Below are 18,247 nucleotides of genomic sequence, written 5' to 3'. Positions count from 1 at the left end.
TCGAGCTTCTTGAATACTTCGACCCTCAGATTACGTGTCGCGGCATAAGGTGTCAAGCTATTTCGGATCCCGCCTAGTCACACCATGAAACGATCGCAGACAATTTGCCAGTGGATTGCGGCCCTCCACGCGCCAGGCAAGTAGTACTGCGTGATCGCCCAGTCGTCACTCAGGCACCGCGATGTCACCGTCCACAAGGCTTGCGCCATACTGCTCGGCGTAGTCGCGTGCGGCTTGTGCGTCGGGAAAAAGCGGCATGTCCGCGCAGCCGACAAACGGATAGATCACGCGCTTGTCGCTCAGCCTCGTAATACGAAGCGTGGGCATGGTTCCGCCCGTTGCGCGCCTTGAAGAGGCCGCCACGTTGTAATTGGCCCACCCGGCCGGCTTGTCGGCCGTAAGGTTATCGAGCGAAGAGGCCAGGGGCGGACGATCGAGCGAATAACTCATAGATCGGCGATCGATTCGCCGGCGACGTTGCCGTCGATCAGCCGTTCTGCATAACGCGTAGACGCCAGCCGCGCTTCACCCGAGCCGCTGAACGGACCCGTGCCCGGCACGCGATACACGCGGCTGGTAGTCGTGCTGTCGTCAACGCCGCGCCGGGAAATCCTCACGGCAGCGTCGAAACCCGAGTCGTAATGGCGGGAACCGTCTGCGCCACGCGGTTTGTGCGGGTAGATCAGCGGATAAATTTCGAGGCCGCGATAGCTTCTTACAGTGTCGTTCATGATGTTCTTCAGTTTCAGTTATTGCGCGACGCCCCGAGATCTTGTCACGCATGGCTACTGCGAGCGTTGCCGCTCATGTTGCGTTGTCTGCTCCGCCTGGCTGCACAGGTGCGGACGGTACCGCCACGGATGGCTGGAAACGCCGCACCGAGCGGGAAAAGCGCCCGCTTCGCGCGTTATACAGCGCACCGGCCTGAACCTTGCCGTCGATGATGTCTCGACCATACTGCATGGCCAGTTCGATAGCGTCGTCTGCACTGGCCGGCTCGGCGCCTTTGATGGCTGGCGAATAGCGTTTGGACGTTGCACTGTCGGACGGTACGGTGTCTATCTGAACGATCGCGGAAAACCGCTTGGGACCTTTTGCAAACGGATCGCCATGCGGCGGGAAAATCTGCTGCGAATAAGCGCGCAATGCATAGCCGCGATATTCGATGGTATGGATGGTCATAACGCACTCGCTGGACACACTGCGCTGACCGTCGTGGAAATCTGCTGAAAACCGATATGCAAACTGACGGTCATCGGCATCGGAACGATTAAGAATGCGCCAAATCGCTGCGTGAGGCAAGGCAAATCGCTGGTTGCCCGGCGTTGCAAGGATGGCGGAGGGGCTTGGCTGGCGGAGGTGCCGCGACTATTTTTAAAGAACTAGTTGAAGTGCGTCGGTCGCTTTTTCCTGTGCTTTGAAGCCGCTCACAGCAAGCGGTATTTTTAGCCGAATCAGAACCGGGATAACCGACCAAAGCTAATTGCAGCATCAAAATGCAGGATGCAAACGGGTCACGGAAGCAAAAAAACGTCCTCGATTTGGCGATGGGCTATCCCCTGAATAAACCGGACGAAAGCATTTTTTGTCGGCACTTTGAGTTTTTAATATTGGCCCATTGCCGCAAACCCTTGTCTATATTTAACAACGCATTCGATCTCACCTGAATTGTTCCAGCACCGCGAAGACTATTTTCTCCACCTTGAAAGCTTCAAACGGTCCCGGTATAACAGAAATACCGCTTCAACTTGCGTTAAAGCGGCGGCTTCAAGTCTGCTGGGCCAGGTTATTGCCTGGAAACGCGCGCCTCTGACGGATCTTTCTGCCGCAATATGGCCGGCAAACCGAACAACAGGAGCAGTGCACTGATAAGACTCATCGCGCCAATCGCATATAACGCGGGCGTCGTGCTTCCGGTCAGGTCACGAACCCGTCCAACCATCACCGGACTCACGATCCCGCCGAGTTGTCCGATCGTGTTGATCAACGCTATGCCGGCCGCCGCGCCCGCCCCCGTCAGGAGCTTGGGCGGCAGCGCCCAGAACGCCGGGATCGAGGCCACCACGCCCGCGCCCATCACCCCGAGCGCCACGATCAGGAGGCCCGTTTGTTTGTCGAAGAAACCGGCGGCAAAAAAACCGAGCGCCGCCATCACCAACAGTGCGCAGACGAATTGACGGCGTTCGCCCGAGGCGTCGGAGAGACGGCCCACCACGACCATGGAGATCGCACCACAAATGTAGGGCACGGCCGTCAGCAAGCCGATGGTGGTCGGGTTGTGCGTACCCGCACTTCGAATGAGTTGAGGCGCCCAGAAATTCAGGCCATACGACGCCACCTGGATCAAAAAATAGATCAGTCCGAGCATCAGGAAGCCTGGTGTCCTGATTGCGTCGAGCAACGAACGGCCGGCGCCCGTGTGCGGCGCGTGCCGCTGGATGCGGCTCGCCAGCAGTGACTTTTCCAAAGCGCTAAGCCAGCCTGCGTCCTCGATGCGGTCCTTCAGCAGCTTGAGTACCAACAAGCCAAGCGCGATACACGGCAAACCGCCAAGCAGAAACAACCAGTGCCATCCGCGGATGCCAAGCACGCCGTCCATGTGCCCGAGGACCAGACCGGACAACGGAGCACCAATCAGCCCGGAGAACGCAGAAGCAAGAAACAGCATTGAGGTGATGCGACCGCGATGGCTCGCCGGAAACCACAACGTGAGGTAATACAGCACGCCGGGGGCGAAGCCCGCTTCCATTGCGCCGATGATGAAGCGAAGCGCATAGAACTGCCATTCGCTGCCGACCAGCACCATGGCGCTAGTGGCGATGCCCCAGGAAATCATGATGCGCGCGATCCAGCGACGGGCGCCGACCTTGTACAGCATCAGGTTGCTGGGCACTTCGAACAACACATAGCCGATCACGAAGAGGCTGGCGCCCAGACCGTAGGCGGTATCTGAGAAACCGAGATCGCTTTGCAGTTGAAACTTCGCGAAGCTGATGTTGATGCGATCGAAAAACGCGAACAAATAGCAGATCATGATGAGCGGCATCAGCCGCCAGGCGACCTTGCTGATCACCGCTTTGAGGTCGTTTTCGCTGTGTGCCTGCGGTACGGCCGCAGTGGCGCCAAGATCGCTCATGATCGTCTCCTTGCCGGACTGGCCTTAAGGCCGTCCGGTCATATGTGTTCTGGTGATGTTGAGGGAAAGGTCCTGCGGGTAGATGCGGTGCCGCTGGTTGCAGCCTATTGCCACCTATTGCCACCTATTGCACGGCGCCCTCGCTGCGTAGCCGCACGACATCGCTCGCATTGAATCCGAGATCAGACAGTACGGAGTCCGTATGTTCACCAAGCGCCGGCCCCTGCCAACGGACCTCGCCGGGGGTGTCGGAGAGCTTGGGCACAATGCCGGGCATCTTCACCGACACCCCGCCGGGCAACGCAGCGTCAAGCAACATGTCACGCGCCTGATAATGCGGGTCCGCAACAATGTCGGCCACGGAATAGATCCTGCCGGACGGCACTTGTGCTGCTTCGAGCGCGGCGAGCACGTCGTCAATCGAATGACGCTTGGTCCACGCGGTGATCGCTTCATCCAGCCGTGCGCTTTGTGCGGCGCGGCCGTCGTTGCGGGCGAGCGCGGGGTCATCGGCGAGATCGGTGCGGCCGATCACGTGCATCAGGCGCTTGAAGATCGGATCGCTGTTGCCCGCGATCACCACAAATGAGCCGTCTTTGGTGCGATACGTATTCGACGGTGCGATACCAGGCAACGCACCGCCGCTGCGCTCGCGCACGTGCCCGAGCAAGTCGTATTCGGGGATCAGGCTTTCCATCAGGTTGAAGACGCTTTCCACGAGCGATACATCCACGACTTGGCCCTCACCCTGCCCGGTCTTCACGCGCAGGATCGACATCAGCGCGCCGATCACGCCGTGCAGCGAAGCCAGCGAGTCGCCGAGAGACACGCCCACGCGTGCCGGTGCGCCATCGACTTCGCCGGTTGTATAGCGAATGCCGCCCATGGCCTCGCCGATCGCGCCGAAGCCCGGACGATCGCGATACGGTCCCGACTGCCCGTATCCGGAGATGCGGACCATCGTGAGTTTGGGATTGATGGCGTGCAGCACGTCCCAGCCAAGGCCGAGTTTTTCGAGCGCACCGGGACGGAGGTTTTCAATGACGACGTCGGCGTGCGCAGCGAGACGCTTGACGACGTCGACACCGTCCGGTGACTTCAGGTTCACGCATACGGACTTCTTGTTGCGCGACTGCAGATACCACCAGAGCGACGTACCCTCGTGCAGCTTTCGCCATTTTCGAAGCGGGTCGCCGTTCTCCGGCGCTTCAATCTTGATGACGTCGGCACCGAACTCCCCGAGCATGCGGGCGGCGAACGGCGCTGCTATAAGAGTGCCGATTTCAATGACACGAATGCCTGCGAGCGGTCCAGCCATGATGCATGTCTCCCGAAAAGCGTAACCTGGAAGACAGCTTAGGAGCCGCCAAGGCGCCCCGTCCAACCGCATTTCGCCAATGACCGTTCGCGAACGGCGAACGCTCAGCCCCCCTTCTGCGCTTCGTGCGCTTCGTACTCTACGTGCTCCACGGCAAGCAGATGATCGAACAGCATCCGGCTGACCGGCGGGAGTGCGGCTATGTCGCGTACCACGACGATCAGATCGCGCTGGCTCCAGGGTTCGTTAAGCGTGACGGCTGAGAGCCCGAGCGGACGGCCAACGGTGTTGAAGACTTTCAGCGGCAGCACGCTGATGCCTAACCCTGCCTGCACCATGCGGCAGACGCCATCAAACCCCGGCACCTGGATCCGCAGCCGCAATGGTTTACCCGCCTGACGTGCGGCCATTTGCGTGCGCAGGTTGATGGAACTGGCCGCATGCAGGCCGACATAGTCGCTATCGAGCGTTTCGACGAACGTGACCTGCTCGCGGCCCGCGAGTGCATGATCCTCGGGCACCACCACGACCAGCAAGTCGTGCCGGTAGTGCGAGACATCGAGGCCGCGCGTATCGGCTTCGCCTGAGCAGATGCCGACGTCGGCGAGGCTGTCGGCGATGCCTTGCACCACGCCGCTGCTCGGACGCTCCTCGAGGTCGAGTTTGATGCGCTCGTTCATCGAGAAGAATGCCCGCAGGTCTTCGGGAAGGAATTCGACGATGGCCGAGAGGTTGGCCATCATGCGGACATAACCGCGCACACCGGTCGCGTGCTCGGCCAACTCGATCCCGATGTTCTCGACATCGCGCAATACGCGGCGTGCGTGATGCAACAGGGTTTCGCCGGCTGGCGTGAGCTCCATGCCCCGTGCCCGGCGCACAAACAGCGTTGCACCCACGGCCTGTTCGAGTTCGAGCAGCCGCTTGCTCGCGGCCGATACAGCGATCGCCTCGCGCTCGGCCGCACGGGTGAGCGTGCCCTCCTCGTAGACCGCGAGGAAGAGTTGCAGGGTGGTCAGGTCAAGCCGTCTCAGCAGGTTTTTGAGTGCCATGCGGGTGGTTAGGCAAATGAACACAAAAGATGCCCGATGTTACCCGAGGCACGCGCCACGCATTACGCCTGCTTTGTCACTCCTGCTTTGCTTCGCTCCAGCCGCCGCCGAGCGAACGGTACAACGCGACCGCTGCCAGCGCGTGTTCACGCCTCGCCTGGTTCAGCGCATCCGAATCCTGCAAATACGCTTCCTGCGCCGCGAGTACATCGAGGAAACCGCTCGCACCGCCCTTATAAAGTCGCGTAGAGAGGCGCAGCGACTGATCGGAGGATTGCAATGCGTCCTTCAGGCGGTCAGCCTGCTCTGAGGTGCTGACAAGATCGGTGCGCGTGTCCTCCACATCTTTCAACGCCTGCAGCATGGTCTGCCGGAGACGCAAGTCGGACTCGCGCATACGGCTTTGGCTCTGCTCAATGCCCGCCGTGATGCGCCCGGCATTGAAGATAGGACTGGTCGCATTGAGCGCGGCGCTGAAGAGGTTGTCGGTGAGCGTGGGCAAGCCAAGATACGACGAAGCCAGCAAACCGTCGGTCAGTTGCAGCGAGAACTTCGGGTAGCGGTCCGCTTGCGCGACGCCCACTTCCGCTGCGCGTTGCGTGAGCTCGGCGTAGGCGCTGCGGACATCAGGGCGGCGCAGCAACGCCTCCGAGGGCAGCATCTGGGGCACCGCGTTCGAGGGCGTCGGGATGGTCCCGGGTGTGGCGAGCACGAGGGTATCGACGGATTCGGGCGTGCGCCCCGAGTACACCGCGATCAGGCTTAGCTGATGCTGAACGGTGGCGTCGGCATGCGGCAAACGCGCCTGCAACTCGCTCAACTGGTTCTGTGCACGGGTAACGTCAAGGCGCGGCGAGAGCCCGTATTGCATGCGCTCTTGCGTCAGGCGCAGCGCACGTTCCCGGATGACGATATTGTCCTGCAGGATCTTCTGTTCGCTTTGCGCCCAGCGCAGATCCACATACGCCGATGCCGTATTTGCCGCGAGCGCCAGACGCAGCGCATCGACATCATGTTGACGGCCCGTCAATTGCGCTTGTGCCGCCAGCAACTCAAGACGCTCGCCGCCAAACACATCAGGCGTCCAGCCGAGCGTTACGCCAAAACCTGCTTGACGAACATAGCCCAGCGGCGGCGGCGTGTTCTGGCGCGTATCGGCGGCGGTGGCAGTCGCATCGAGTTCCGGCAGAAGCGCCGCGCGACGCTGCGTGGTCACAGCCTGCGCCTGCTTCACCCGCTCCAGTGCAGCTTGAACATCCAGGTTCTCGCTCAGAACCGAGCTCACCAGTTCATGCAGCACCGGGTCGCCGAATTGCTGCCACCACGCGTCGGCATCCAGGTTGTCTTGCGGCGCGTCGACGCTCCAGTTCGGGGGCGCTATCGACTGTACAGTCGATGGTAAATCCGCATGGCTCGCGGGTTGCACGGCGCACGCGGCGAGCGTCATGCTCGCTGCCAGTGCCAAGAAAATCTTATACATGGTCGACCTCAATGAGCGTCAGGAGAAGGCGGCGCGGCGCCAATAGGCCGCACAAAAATCACGCTGACTATGCCGACAGCGAAGCACAGCGCAAGTACGTAGAAGGTGTCGGAGAAGGTCATCACCAGCGCCTCGCGAAACACCAGCGCGTGCAGGTTGGCAAGGCCCGCGTTGGTCGCGTTCAGCGCATCTCCGGCCACCGATCCCCAGTGCGCGAACTGCCTCGACAAGAACGCTTCCGTCTCCGGACTGCCCGTCGTGACGCTTTCACTGATGCGCAGATAGTGAAAATTCAGCCGGTCGTTGAGCATGGTTGCGCTGACCGCAATGCCGATTGCGCCGCCGAGATTACGCATCAGGTTGAACAGGCCGCTCGCCGACTTGAGGCGCGATTGCGGAAGCGACCCAAGCGCCATGGTCACAATAGGCGGCACCGCGAACTGCTGGCCGATCCCTCGCAGCGCCTGCGGCAACAGCAGTTGCTGCCAGCCCCAGTCGTTCGTGAGCGGCACATAGAAGTAGCAGCCAAGACCAAAACACACGAGGCCAAAGAGCAAACACCAGCGCATGTCGACCAGACGGGAAACGAATGCATACGCGGCGAGCGCAAGCAACTGAAACACGCCCACCGACAACAACGCAATCCCGATCTGCAGCGAATCCAGTTCACGCACGCGGCTGAGGAACAGCGGCGTGAGAAACACCGCGACGAAGATGCCGATGCCCGTCACGAACGACAGCAAACAGCCGATCGCAAAGTTCCTGACCGCGAGCGCGCGCAGATCGACAACGGGATCTTTCGCAGTGAACGCGTGCACGAGAAACAGGAAGCCGCAGATAGCGGAGATCCACGTGCAGGTGATGATCACGTCGTCGCCGAACCAGTTCTTGCGCGGGCCCTCTTCGAGCACGTATTCAAGGCAGCCGAGGAACCCCGACATCAGCGCGATGCCCAGATAATCGCCCTTCTTCAATAGCGACAAATCGGGTTCGTCGATATGCACGAACTTCGGGACCAGGATCGCGACCACCAGCCCCGGCACGAGGTTCAGATAGAACAGCCAGTGCCATGACCATTGCGACGTGATCCATCCGCCGATCACCGGACCAATTGCAGGGGCTAGCGAAGCGAGCGCGCCGATCGTCGTCGATGCAATCAACCGCTGCTTGCCGGGAAACAGCACGAATGCCGTGGTGAAGACGGTCGGGATCATCGCTGCGCCGAGCGCACCTTGCAGGCCGCGGAAAATGATCATCGAATTGATGTCCCACGCGAGGCCGCACAGCATGCTCGTGAGGGTGAAACCGATCGCAGAAGCCACGAACAGCCAGCGCGTGGAGAACACTTTGGAAAGCCAGCCGGACATCGGGATCACGAGGATTTCCGCGATCAGATACGAGGTCTGCACCCACGAAAGTTCGTCCTGGCTTGCCGACAAACCGCCGCCGATTTCCCTGAGCGACGACGCCACGATCTGGATGTCCAGGGTCGCCATGAAGAAGCCCAGGCACATCAGCGCGAACGCGAAAACACGCTGCTTCGTGGGCTGGTCGGCGGGGTTCAACGCAACGGCCGGGCTCATGAACGGCTCGCGCTGTCGAGGTGCACCTTCACGGTCGCCGAGAGGCCTGCGCGCAGCACGTTCTGCATGTCCTTTGGCAGGTCGAGGTGAATTCGCACCGGTACGCGTTGCACGATCTTGGTGAAGTTGCCGGTCGCGTTCTCAGGCGGCAATACGCTAAAGGTCGCACCGGTCGCGGGCGCCAGGCTTTCCACATGACCTTGGAAGGTTCCGCTGGCGGCGTCGAGCTCAACGTCCACGCGCTCGCCCACATGCATCTTCTTGAGCTGGTCTTCCTTGAAGTTTGCGTCTATCCACAAGCCGTCAGTGGGCACGATGGTCAGCAGCGACGCCCCCGTGTTCGCGAGCATGCCCACGCGCGCCGTCCGGTTGCCGACGTACCCGTCCACCGGCGCACGGATGGTCGTGTACTCCACGTTCAGTTCGGCTATGCGCCGCAATGCTTCAGCGGTTGCGACACGCGCACGGGCGTCATCTATCTGTGCGGCAAGCACGGCGAGCTGGCGCTGCGAGGCAAGCGCCGCTGCGTTGCTGTTATCGAGTGTGGCGCGGGCCTTCAGGTAATCCGCGTCGGCGCGCTCGACCACCTGGTTCGATACCGCCTCGTCCTTGACGAGTTGCCGGTAACGCACCTGATCAGACGCACTGCGCGTGACTTCCGCCGCCGACGCCCGTACCTCCGCCTGGCTTTGGTTGATCACGGCGGCCTGCAGCTGCTGCTTCGCTTCGAGCTCCGCGACGGCGGCACGTGCGCCTTGCACGTCGGCATTGGCTTGTGCGAGCCTCGCGTCGTAGTCACGTGAATCAAGCCGGATCAGCACTTGGTTCGCCTTCACGCGCTGGTTGTCGGAGACCAGCAGTTCGGTAACGAAACCGTTCACCTTCGGCGCCATCACCGTCACGTTGCCACCGACGTAAGCGTCGTCCGTGCTTTGAACGAAACGCAGGACGGTGAACCAATACGTCGCCGCAGCAGCGATCACGATCACCACTGCGATGATCGCGAGCGGCATCCAGCCAAGTCGAAAAGACCGCCGCGCTCCACGCTCGGCCGTGGGTGCGGCGGTGGACGGAAGCTGCGTGGAGGGAGTGGTCATTGGTGGGTCCTATTTGGTTGCGTCGAATGGTTCATGCGGGCATTGACGCTGAGTGGCACAGTTCATTCGCTGGTCAAGCGGAACAGTTCGCGCCGCAGACTTGCCGCCTGCCGGCGACCGAACTTCGCCTCGAATTCCTCTTGTGCTGCCTGCCAGTGCCGCAGCGCGTCGGCGAGCTTGGTCTGGCCGCCTTCGGTCAGCGTCAACTGCAAACGCCGCTGGCAAGGTCCGCCCAGCTTCGCCATGACGAGCCCACTGCGCAGCAACGGCTGCAGCACCCGGACCAGCGTCGTGCGCTCCATCACCATCGCCTGCGCGAGTTCCGCCATCGTCATGTCCGGCATGCGCGCAAGCGCGGAGACAACGCTGAATTGCGTCGGCGTGATCTGGACCGCCGACAAATGCCGCTCGTATAGCTGCGAAATGTGCCGCGCTGCCTGGCGAACCGCAAAACAGTCGTCGTGTCCTGGAGGGTCTGTGTGCATGTGCACAGAGTATGTGTGCATATGCACGCGGTCAACCGTCGTCTTGCACATCAGATTAATGACGAATCCGTCAACAATCGAAAGGGGACCGATACGAAATGAAAATGAAAGCTTGACCGCCTGGCTCAGGCTTCGAAGAATTCGGCGGCATGTTCAATGAACGCCCCGACCTTGGCTGGCAGCAATGTGCGGCTGCTATACGCCAGCCGGATTTCAATCGCGCCGTCGACGATCTCGAAGTCATCAAGCAGCGACACCAGCTTGCCGGACGCCAGTTCGTCGCGTACCAGCGCCGCGGGCAGCACGCCCAGGCCGAAGCCTTCCAGCACTAGTTCGCGGTTGAACACCGCGTTGTTCGATGTCACGTCGGCCTTCAGCGGTACCGTGATCTGTTCACCGCCATCCAGCCGGAACGTCAGCATGGGCTTGCGAATCGACGCATGCATGGCGACGAATTCAAGTCCGGCGAGCGCGCACGGATGCACCGGCCGCGGCTTGCCTTCCAGATACCCAGGCGTCACCACAATGACGAGCGGAATGCGCTCGAGCAGGCGTGTGACGGTCGTGTCGCTGGTGAGCATGAAGGGCAACACGACACCGAGGTCGTAACCGTCCGCCACCAGGTCCACCGGACGCTCGGTCAGCGTGACATCGAGTCCGATCAGCGGGTATCGGCGACGGAAAGTGGCGATCAGCGGGACCAGCCGGTTGACCGTTGCAGTCGTGTGGGCCACCAGCCGCAGCATGCCGGTCGGATCACTGGTGCGATCCGACGCCTGCGCTTCCAGCGCGTCGAGCTCATCCAGCACGCGTGAGCAGCCCGCGAAAAATTGCTCGGCGGTCTCGGTCAGCGAGATGTGGCGTGTAGTCCGGTGAAAGAGCCGGTTGCCCAGCCGCTTCTCGAGCGTGGCGATGGCGCGCGACACGACCGGGGGCGACACGCCAAGTAGATCAGCGGCGCGCGTGAAACTTTTTGCCTCCACGACCGCGCGAAACACTTTGAGGCTTGTCAGATAGTCCATGTCCCAGTCCTCGAGGGTGCGGCGCGGTTAGCTTTAGTGGGCTTTAAAGGCAGGCAATTGCGTCGCACGACGCCCGAATTCTCCTGCAAGCCGGACTTTTTTGCCGGTCATCACTCAGTGCTGATGCCACGCCGGCGAGAAAACCGGCTTTGTCAGGCCATTTTCTCATCCAGTAAGAATTGATTTCTTTTTTTGAGAATTGGCGAGAGAGACTTTCGCCATGAAGCAACCGGCCGAATCTTCCTCCGTCATCGATCGCGTCCTCCACGCGCTGACCAGCGTCGCCCGAGCAGGACGACCGATCGGCGCCAAGCAGATCGCAGCGGATATTGGTGCGCCTTTGTCTACGGTGTATCGGCTGCTGGGCTCGCTCAAGCAGTGGGGACTCTTGCAGGAGCATGCCAATACCGGGCTGTTCGAACCGGGTCCGTCCAGCGTGCAACTCGCCTGGGGTTTCGACCAGAACGCGCAGCTCGTCATCCAAAGCCGCGACGAAATCAGGGCGCTCGTGCAGCGGACCGGCGAGAGTGTCGGCTTGCTCGTCCCGATCAACGACGCGCTCGTGTGCCTCTCAATGATTGAAAGCGAGCAGCCGCTGCGCTGCTCGTTCGCCCGTGGCCGCACGCACCCACTGACGCGCGGCGCCTCGGCGAAAGCCCTGCTCGCGTTCCTGCCCCAAGCCAAGGCCGATCTCCTGATCGCCGGCAGCGCACACGACGACGCTGAAAGTGCCGTCGCGCTACGTGTGCAACTGGAGGAGATTCGCCGCCGGCGATTTGCAACGAGCGAGAGCGAAGTCGATATAGGCGTATGGGGCGTGAGCGCACCGCTTATATCGGATGCAGGACGACTGGAAGGAACCATCACCTTGATGGCGCCAGTTGCGCGCATTGCAGGACGTGAAGCCGAACTGGCGCAGCTCACGCGCGCTGCGGCAGATCGCATCAGCTACAAGCTTTGAGCCGCCTCATTTCTAATTTTGCGTGGTCCACGCTACCCAAGGAAACCAGCATGAAACTGACCCAGGCACTTTCCGCCCTCGCGCTCGCTGTTGTCGTTATCGTGGCCGCCGCACCTGCCGCCCACGCCGCCGATGACACCCTCCGCGTAGCGACCGACGCGACCTTTCCCCCGCTCGAATTCGTCAAGGACGGCAAGCGCACGGGCTTCGATATCGAGTTGATCGAAGCCATGGCCAAGACCATGGGCAAGAAAGTGCAATGGGTGGACATCGACTTCAAAGGGCTGATTCCGGGGCTGATCGCGAATCGCTTCGACGTCGCCGCGTCGGGCATCTACATGACGGACGAACGCCGCAAGGTCGTCGACTTCACCGATCCGTACTACAAGGGCGGCCTCGTTGTAGTGGTGCGCAAGAACGACACGTCGATCAAGACGCCCGCCGATCTCGACGGCAAGAAAGTGACCGTGCAGGTCGGCACGAAATCGGTCGCCTTCCTGAAAGATAACTATCCGAAGGTGCAGCGCGTGGAAGTTGAAAAGAACCAGGAGATGTTCGACCTGGTGAACATCGGCCGCGCCGATGCTGCGGTCACCGGCCGCCCCGCTGCCGTGGAGTACGCAAAGGTACAGCCTAACGTGCGTGTACTCGACAAGGGACTGAGCACGGAACTGTACGGCTTCGCGCTGCGCAAAGACGAAACCGCATTGACTGCCGATATGAACAAGGCGCTCCAGACACTGCGCGCAAACGGCACGTACGACGCGCTCGCGACGAAGTGGTTCGGCAAGCAGTAACAGTAACGCGGCGGCCCTTAAAGGAGTAACCGATGACGCTCGATTTTTCGCCCGTATGGGCAGGCTGGGAAGCACTCGCGACCGGCGCTGCGACGACTATCGAAGTCACGGCCTGTTCCCTCGTACTCGGCTGCGTGCTGGGCCTGTTGGTGGGAATCGGCAGGCTCGCGCCGCAGCGCCGCGTGGTCTTTGGCATCTGCACCGCCTATCTCACGTTCATACGCGGCACGCCCTTGCTCGTACAGCTTTTCATCCTGTTTTTCGGCCTGCCGCAGTTCGGCATCATGCTGCCCGCATTTGCGTGCGGCGTACTCGGGCTCGGCGTTTATAGCGGCGCGTATGTGTCGGAGATCGTGCGAGGGTCGATTCAATCAGTGGATCGTGGCCAGATGGAAGCCGCGCGATCACTTGGGATGCCTTATCGAATGGCCATGCGCAAGGTGATCCTGCCGCAAGCGTTCGTACGCATGATTCCGCCGCTCGGCAACGAGTTCATCGCGTTGATCAAGAACTCGGCGCTGGTCTCCCTGCTGACGATCAACGACCTGATGCACGAAGGCGAGAAGATCATTAGCGTGTCGTACCGGTCGCTGGAGGTGTACATCGTGATCGCGTTCATCTACCTGATCCTGACGAGCGCGACGTCGCTGGTGTTGCGCAAGACAGAAAAATCGCTGCGTGCAGACGGGAGAGTCTGACCATGAGCAATAACGTGAATGAACCCATTGTTTCAGTCAGGCAACTGGCGAAGTCGTTCGGACCCAACCGCGTGTTGAGCGGTATCGATATCGACGTCCAGCCGTCTCAGGTGATCGTGGTGATCGGACCCAGCGGCTCGGGCAAGAGCACCTTCCTGCGCTGCCTGAATGGACTGGAAACGGCCGAAGAAGGCACGGTCCGGATCTGTGGCCATGCGCTTGTGGACAACGGCCGGATGATCGATGAGAACGGCCTTAACCGCATCCGCAAGGATGTGGGCATGGTATTTCAATCGTTTAACTTGTTTCCGCATCTGACCGTGCTGCAGAACGTCACGCTCGCGCCGCGCTCGCTGGCCCGCGTGAGCGCGGCGGAAGCCGACGCCCAAGCGCGTGCCCTTCTGGCGAAAGTCGGGCTCGGTCATAAAGCAGACGTTTATCCGGGCACTTTATCCGGTGGCCAGAAGCAACGCGTAGCGATTGCACGGGCGCTTGCGATGCGCCCGCAAGTCATGCTCTTCGACGAACCCACGTCCGCGCTCGATCCCGAGTTGGTCGGTGAAGTGCTGCAGGTCATGCAGGCGCTGGCGAGCGAAGGCATGACCATGCTGATCGTCACGCACGAGATGAATTTTGCACGCGATGTGGCGGATACGGTCGTAGTGATGGACCACGGCAGCGTGATCGAGGCAGGGCCGCCAGCACAGATTTTTGGGGCGCCGCGCGAAGCCCGCACGCGCAGCTTTCTGCAAGCCGTCTTGTCGCGCGAACAGGCAGTATGAGCAAGAAGCCTATCTAGGCACTTAGGATGCTCCGCTGTCTGCCGGATAAGGCCAGCGGCTAAAACGCGATTCCGGCTTGGCTTCGAGTGACGGCACCGGCAATCCTTCCGCGAACCATGCCACGTCGTTTCTGCGCTCCGCTACATAGCGCTCCCACCCCTTGGCGTTGCCAGCGAAGAGATCGTGCTGCACCGTCGACGCCAGCAATGACCGGTTCAGGTCTTCATCGAGCAGGGTTTTCGGCCAGAGGAAAAATGCAGCGGTCGCGCGCTCGTTCACCCGTTGCGGGGTCATGGCGGCATCGAGATATCCGAGCCATGTAAAGCTGGTAAGCGAGTCCTCACGCGCAATTGCGTCACCGAGCGTGGCGTAGAGCTGACCGCTACGCGACAAGCACGACAGTGCCTCCAGCACATCGCCCAGATGCAGCAATAGTGCACGTCGTTCATAAGCATCTTTCATTCAAATCTCCAGATTCATTGATTCAGGCTGCTAGCAGCGAAGCCGGTTCATTCATCATCGGCCGTGTCATACCAATCCGCGTGCATGGAACCGGGCGAGAGCGTTTCGAGCACCACGACCCGAACTGGCGATGACTTCGGCCCGATGAGAGACGCTTTCTCGACGAGAAAAGAAGGCCGCTCGTCTCTTCCATGAGCATGAAGTGGTCCAGCATACGGTAAGCACCAACGCAAACGCCCGCGTGCTTTATCGCTCGGGTTTTGCCATCGTCGAATCCCACATCGCCAAGCGGGTCACGACCGTTCGTGCACCCAACCACAGCTTCAGCTCATCGACCATCGTCAAGCGTCCGCCCCGAGTTTCTGAAAGCTCAGACGGTAATCATTCGGCGACACCCCCAGCCGTTGCCGGAACACGATTCGCATGCGGTCCGCCGTGCCGAAACCGCACTCATACGCGATCGTTTTCAACGGCGTCGTACTGCTTTCCAACACGTTGCGCGCTGCATCAATACGCGCGCGCTCCACGAAATCATGCGGTGTCACGCCGGTCGCCTCGACGAACCCGCGCGCAAAATTGCGCTCGCTCATGCCTGCGATCTGCGCCAGCTTTTCAACCGTCATGCGCTCGCCAATATGCTCCATCACGTATGCCTGCACTTTGGCCGCGGGCGACGTCTCATCGGCAGGCGCACTCAGATACGGGCTGAATTGCGACTGGCCGCCGCGGCGCTGCGCAAATACCACCAGACGCTTGGCGACAGCGAGCGCAATACGCGGGCCGTGATCTTCGGCAACAAGCGAAAGGGCAACGTCGATACCCGCCGTCACGCCCGCCGATGTCACCAGGTTGCCGTCGCGAATATGAATACGGTCGAGCTCGACCTGAGCCAGCGGAAATTGCCGTGCGAGTTGCGGCGCATTTTGCCAGTGCGTTGTGACATGACGGCCATCGATCAGACCGGCATGACCCAGCGCGAACGCACCAGTGCAGATCGAACCGTAGCGCTCGCAACGAGAAGCCACGTCGCGCAGCCACGTACTCAGGCGCGGATCGGGGGGATCGGAAGGCAGCCCGGGACCACCCGCCACGAGGGCGATATCGTAACGCTGCCGCGGCTCCTCGCACGTAGTGTCCGCCAGCATTCGCGTGCCGTTCGACGCGCGCACCGGCGCATTGTCCACGCTGACCAGCGTGATCGCGTACCCCGCGCCCGGCGCGACGAAACCGTTCGCCTCGGCGAATACATCGAGTGGACCCGCTACATCGAGCGCCTGCACTTGCGGAAAAATCGCGATGGCGACGCTACGCATGACTTCACGCTCCTGTGTCGTTGGCGCTTCAGCGCTTACTCTGGTCCGATGGAAAGGGCTGTTTTTCACGCGTTTTACGCGCTTGGCAGGAGACGCCGTGCGGTTGGCAGACTTCGACGGACCCAATGCATTGCGGCCATGGCGGCGCGCGGCGACACTGAATTGGTCGTCCACCCGCTTTCGTTTCTCCCGATGACCCGCTCCGAACAGCGCATTTTAGCAAGGTGTTCGCGGCATCGAGCGCGGCATCGGGGAGAAGCCCACCATCCAAGGAGCATTGAACATGACCACTACCATTGCCGGCATCCGCATTCCCGACAGCGCCATGGCGCGCGCCGCGACTGAACTCGTTCGCGATACCGAGCCGGACCTGCTGTATAACCACTCGCGCCGCGTGTTCCTGTTTGGCGCGCTGACCGGCGAACGGCGTCAGTTGGCCTACGACGCGGAGCTGCTCTACATAGGGGCTATGTTCCATGACATGGGCTTGATCGATGCGTACAGCAGCACGACTGAGCGCTTCGAAGTGGACGGTGCGAACGCCGCACGCGACTTCCTCAAGGGTTACGGCATTGGCGAGCACGACATCGAACAGGTTTGGGATTCAATCGCATTGCACACCACGCCAGGCATTACGCAGCACAAGAAACCGGTAGTCGCGCTGGTCACGGCGGGCGTGGAGATGGACGTGCTCGGACTCGCTTACGACGATTTCACCGAATCACAACGCAAACAGGTCATCACCGTGCATCCGCGTGAGGTGAATTTCAAGGAAGGGATCATCGATGCGTTCGCTCACGGCACGATCAAGAAGCCGGAGACCACTTTCGGCAACGTGAAGGCCGACGTCCTCGCACTCAAGGATCCCACTTACAAGCGCCTCAATTTCTGCAGCCTGATCCTCGGGTCGTCGTGGAATGACAGTGCGGGTAGTTGCGCTCACTGCAGCGACCCGGCGCATAATCATTGATGATTCGGCGAAGCGGAATCGCCGCTCCTCCACTGGAGCGGCCCGTTTATCGTTAAAACAGATAAGCGTATGGGATTTGCTTCGTTGACCTTGTTCGCTGAGGATTTTAGATTCGGGGTCTAACCAGGGTTTTTGCGGCGTATCTTTCCTGGCGCATTACCGCCGCTTCGACTCAAGCATTCCCGCCCCGAATCGAACTGACGAGTCCCGCGTGACGACATTATCCCCACACCAGACCATTGAGATCACGCCGTTCGAACGCTCTCCGTTGGGCGCTGAAGTAACAGGTCTCGACCTGAGCCAGCCGCTTGCCGACGAAGATTTCAAGCGCATCCATCGCGCCCACCTCGATCATCACGTCGTGGTATTCCGCGACCAGCGCATCACGCCCGAGCAGCAAATCAGCTTCAGCCGCCGTTTCGGTCCGCTGCAAATCCACGTGCTGCGTCAGTTCCAGTTGACCGGCCACCCCGAGATCCTGATCGTCTCCAACGTGCTGGAAGGCGGCAAGCCGATTGGTCTCGGCGATGCCGGGCATTTCTGGCATTCAGACCTGTCGTACAAGGAAACACCGAGCCTCGGTTCGTTGCTGCACGCGCAGGAATTGCCTGCGCAAGGCGGCGACACGCTGTTCGCCAACATGCATCTGGCATGGGATACCTTGCCGCAAGCGCTCCGCGACGCCGTCGAGGGGCGCGCTGCCGAGCATACCTATCTGGCGAAATACGCCGAGTTGCAAAAGCGCAGCCCGTGGCGCCCCAACCTCTCCGCTGAACAAATCGCCGAGGTAAAACCGGTCGTTCATCCGATCATTCGCACGCATCCGGAAACCGGCCGCAAGGCACTGTTCGTGAGCGAGCATTTCACCACGCGCGTGATCGGCCTGCCGGAAGACGAGAGCCGCGACCTGCTGCAAGCCCTCTTCGAACACAGCGTGCGCGACGAGCATATCTACCGGCACGTATGGCGCGAGCACGACCTCGTGTTCTGGGACAACCGCTCCCTCATGCACCTCGCAGCGGGCACCCCCGATCACCTGCGCAGAAAGATGTACCGAACGACGATCGAAGGCGATACGCCGTTCTGAGCGT

The 18,247-nt window shown here is 61.0% G+C and carries 19 protein-coding genes; 6 read left to right on the top strand and 13 right to left on the bottom strand.

All coding sequences use genetic code 11. From position 1 onward, the window contains the following. Window positions 1–165: 165 nt before the first annotated feature. From BSU04_RS03665 to BSU04_RS03615, 11 genes are all read right to left on the bottom strand, one after another. Window positions 166–450 (bottom strand): DUF6723 family protein, encoded by a 285-nt coding sequence (locus BSU04_RS03665; RefSeq protein WP_256982097.1) that lies wholly within the window; start codon window positions 448–450, stop codon window positions 166–168. Beyond that, window positions 447–731 carry a hypothetical protein gene (locus BSU04_RS03660; RefSeq protein WP_089159313.1) on the bottom strand — a complete coding sequence of 95 codons (285 nt, stop codon included), beginning with the start codon at window positions 729–731 and terminating at the stop codon, window positions 447–449. The genes BSU04_RS03665 and BSU04_RS03660 overlap by 4 nt, the downstream gene beginning before the upstream one ends. 73 nt (window positions 732–804) lie before the next feature. Next, window positions 805–1,182, bottom strand: a complete 378-nt coding sequence (locus BSU04_RS03655) for a hypothetical protein (protein WP_306427170.1) — start codon at window positions 1,180–1,182, stop codon at window positions 805–807. 604 nt (window positions 1,183–1,786) lie between these two features. Beyond that, window positions 1,787–3,136 (bottom strand): MFS transporter, encoded by a 1,350-nt coding sequence (locus BSU04_RS03650; RefSeq protein WP_089159312.1) that lies wholly within the window; start codon window positions 3,134–3,136, stop codon window positions 1,787–1,789. A gap of 124 nt (window positions 3,137–3,260) precedes the next feature. Beyond that, complete coding sequence (locus BSU04_RS03645) at window positions 3,261–4,454, bottom strand: CaiB/BaiF CoA transferase family protein (protein WP_089159311.1); 1,194 nt, start codon at window positions 4,452–4,454, stop codon at window positions 3,261–3,263. Between the two features lie 104 nt (window positions 4,455–4,558). Then, window positions 4,559–5,506 carry a LysR family transcriptional regulator gene (locus BSU04_RS03640; RefSeq protein ID WP_089159310.1) on the bottom strand — a complete coding sequence of 316 codons (948 nt, stop codon included), beginning with the start codon at window positions 5,504–5,506 and terminating at the stop codon, window positions 4,559–4,561. A 76-nt stretch (window positions 5,507–5,582) separates the two neighbouring features. Next, window positions 5,583–6,986, bottom strand: coding sequence for an efflux transporter outer membrane subunit (locus BSU04_RS03635; RefSeq protein ID WP_089159309.1), 1,404 nt, complete (start codon window positions 6,984–6,986; stop codon window positions 5,583–5,585). An 8-nt stretch (window positions 6,987–6,994) separates the two neighbouring features. Beyond that, entirely contained in the window at window positions 6,995–8,569 is a 1,575-nt protein-coding gene (locus tag BSU04_RS03630; RefSeq protein ID WP_089159308.1) for a DHA2 family efflux MFS transporter permease subunit, read from the bottom strand. Next, complete coding sequence (locus BSU04_RS03625; RefSeq protein ID WP_089159307.1) at window positions 8,566–9,666, bottom strand: HlyD family secretion protein; 1,101 nt, start codon at window positions 9,664–9,666, stop codon at window positions 8,566–8,568. Before BSU04_RS03625 ends, BSU04_RS03630 begins: the two co-directional genes overlap by 4 nt. Before the next feature lie 62 nt (window positions 9,667–9,728). Next, window positions 9,729–10,172, bottom strand: coding sequence for a MarR family winged helix-turn-helix transcriptional regulator (locus BSU04_RS03620; RefSeq protein ID WP_256982090.1), 444 nt, complete (start codon window positions 10,170–10,172; stop codon window positions 9,729–9,731). A 104-nt stretch (window positions 10,173–10,276) separates the two neighbouring features. Continuing rightward, window positions 10,277–11,173, bottom strand: a complete 897-nt coding sequence (locus tag BSU04_RS03615; RefSeq protein WP_089159306.1) for a LysR family transcriptional regulator — start codon at window positions 11,171–11,173, stop codon at window positions 10,277–10,279. A gap of 220 nt (window positions 11,174–11,393) precedes the next feature. On the opposite strand from BSU04_RS03615, the gene BSU04_RS03610 reads away from it, so the two are divergent. From BSU04_RS03610 to BSU04_RS03595, 4 genes are read left to right on the top strand one after another with little or no spacing between them, the layout of a single operon-like run. Beyond that, window positions 11,394–12,134 carry an IclR family transcriptional regulator gene (locus BSU04_RS03610; protein ID WP_089159305.1) on the top strand — a complete coding sequence of 247 codons (741 nt, stop codon included), beginning with the start codon at window positions 11,394–11,396 and terminating at the stop codon, window positions 12,132–12,134. Window positions 12,135–12,184: 50 nt separating this feature from the next. Beyond that, window positions 12,185–12,931: a transporter substrate-binding domain-containing protein gene (locus BSU04_RS03605; protein WP_089159304.1), complete on the top strand. Its 747-nt coding sequence runs from the start codon at window positions 12,185–12,187 to the stop codon at window positions 12,929–12,931. 32 nt (window positions 12,932–12,963) lie between these two features. Next, entirely contained in the window at window positions 12,964–13,629 is a 666-nt protein-coding gene (locus BSU04_RS03600; RefSeq protein WP_089159303.1) for an amino acid ABC transporter permease, read from the top strand. A 2-nt stretch (window positions 13,630–13,631) separates the two neighbouring features. Next, window positions 13,632–14,411, top strand: a complete 780-nt coding sequence (locus tag BSU04_RS03595; protein WP_089159302.1) for an amino acid ABC transporter ATP-binding protein — start codon at window positions 13,632–13,634, stop codon at window positions 14,409–14,411. Between the two features lie 21 nt (window positions 14,412–14,432). Here the strand turns inward: BSU04_RS03595 and BSU04_RS03590 are convergent, their stop codons facing one another. Together BSU04_RS03590 and BSU04_RS03585 are read right to left on the bottom strand one after the other, a co-directional pair. Then, window positions 14,433–14,873, bottom strand: coding sequence for a hypothetical protein (locus BSU04_RS03590; RefSeq protein ID WP_089159301.1), 441 nt, complete (start codon window positions 14,871–14,873; stop codon window positions 14,433–14,435). A gap of 341 nt (window positions 14,874–15,214) precedes the next feature. Continuing rightward, window positions 15,215–16,186 (bottom strand): GlxA family transcriptional regulator, encoded by a 972-nt coding sequence (locus tag BSU04_RS03585; RefSeq protein ID WP_089159421.1) that lies wholly within the window; start codon window positions 16,184–16,186, stop codon window positions 15,215–15,217. A gap of 283 nt (window positions 16,187–16,469) precedes the next feature. Here BSU04_RS03585 and BSU04_RS03580 point away from each other — a divergent pair, with 283 nt between their 5' ends. Together BSU04_RS03580 and BSU04_RS03575 are read left to right on the top strand one after the other, a co-directional pair. Continuing rightward, the gene (locus BSU04_RS03580) at window positions 16,470–17,156 is read left to right on the top strand and encodes an HD domain-containing protein (RefSeq protein ID WP_089159300.1); all 687 of its coding nucleotides are present in this window, start codon (window positions 16,470–16,472) and stop codon (window positions 17,154–17,156) included. Window positions 17,157–17,367: 211 nt separating this feature from the next. Further along, window positions 17,368–18,243, top strand: coding sequence for a TauD/TfdA dioxygenase family protein (locus tag BSU04_RS03575; RefSeq protein ID WP_089159299.1), 876 nt, complete (start codon window positions 17,368–17,370; stop codon window positions 18,241–18,243). The last annotated feature ends 4 nt before the right edge of the window (window positions 18,244–18,247 follow it).

It is taken from the genome of Caballeronia sordidicola (assembly GCF_002220365.1).
GTDB classification, from domain to species: Bacteria; Pseudomonadota; Gammaproteobacteria; order Burkholderiales; family Burkholderiaceae; genus Caballeronia; species Caballeronia sordidicola_C.
Note: the sequence above shows the minus strand (reverse complement) of the source record. Positions and strands in the feature narration are given on the sequence as shown.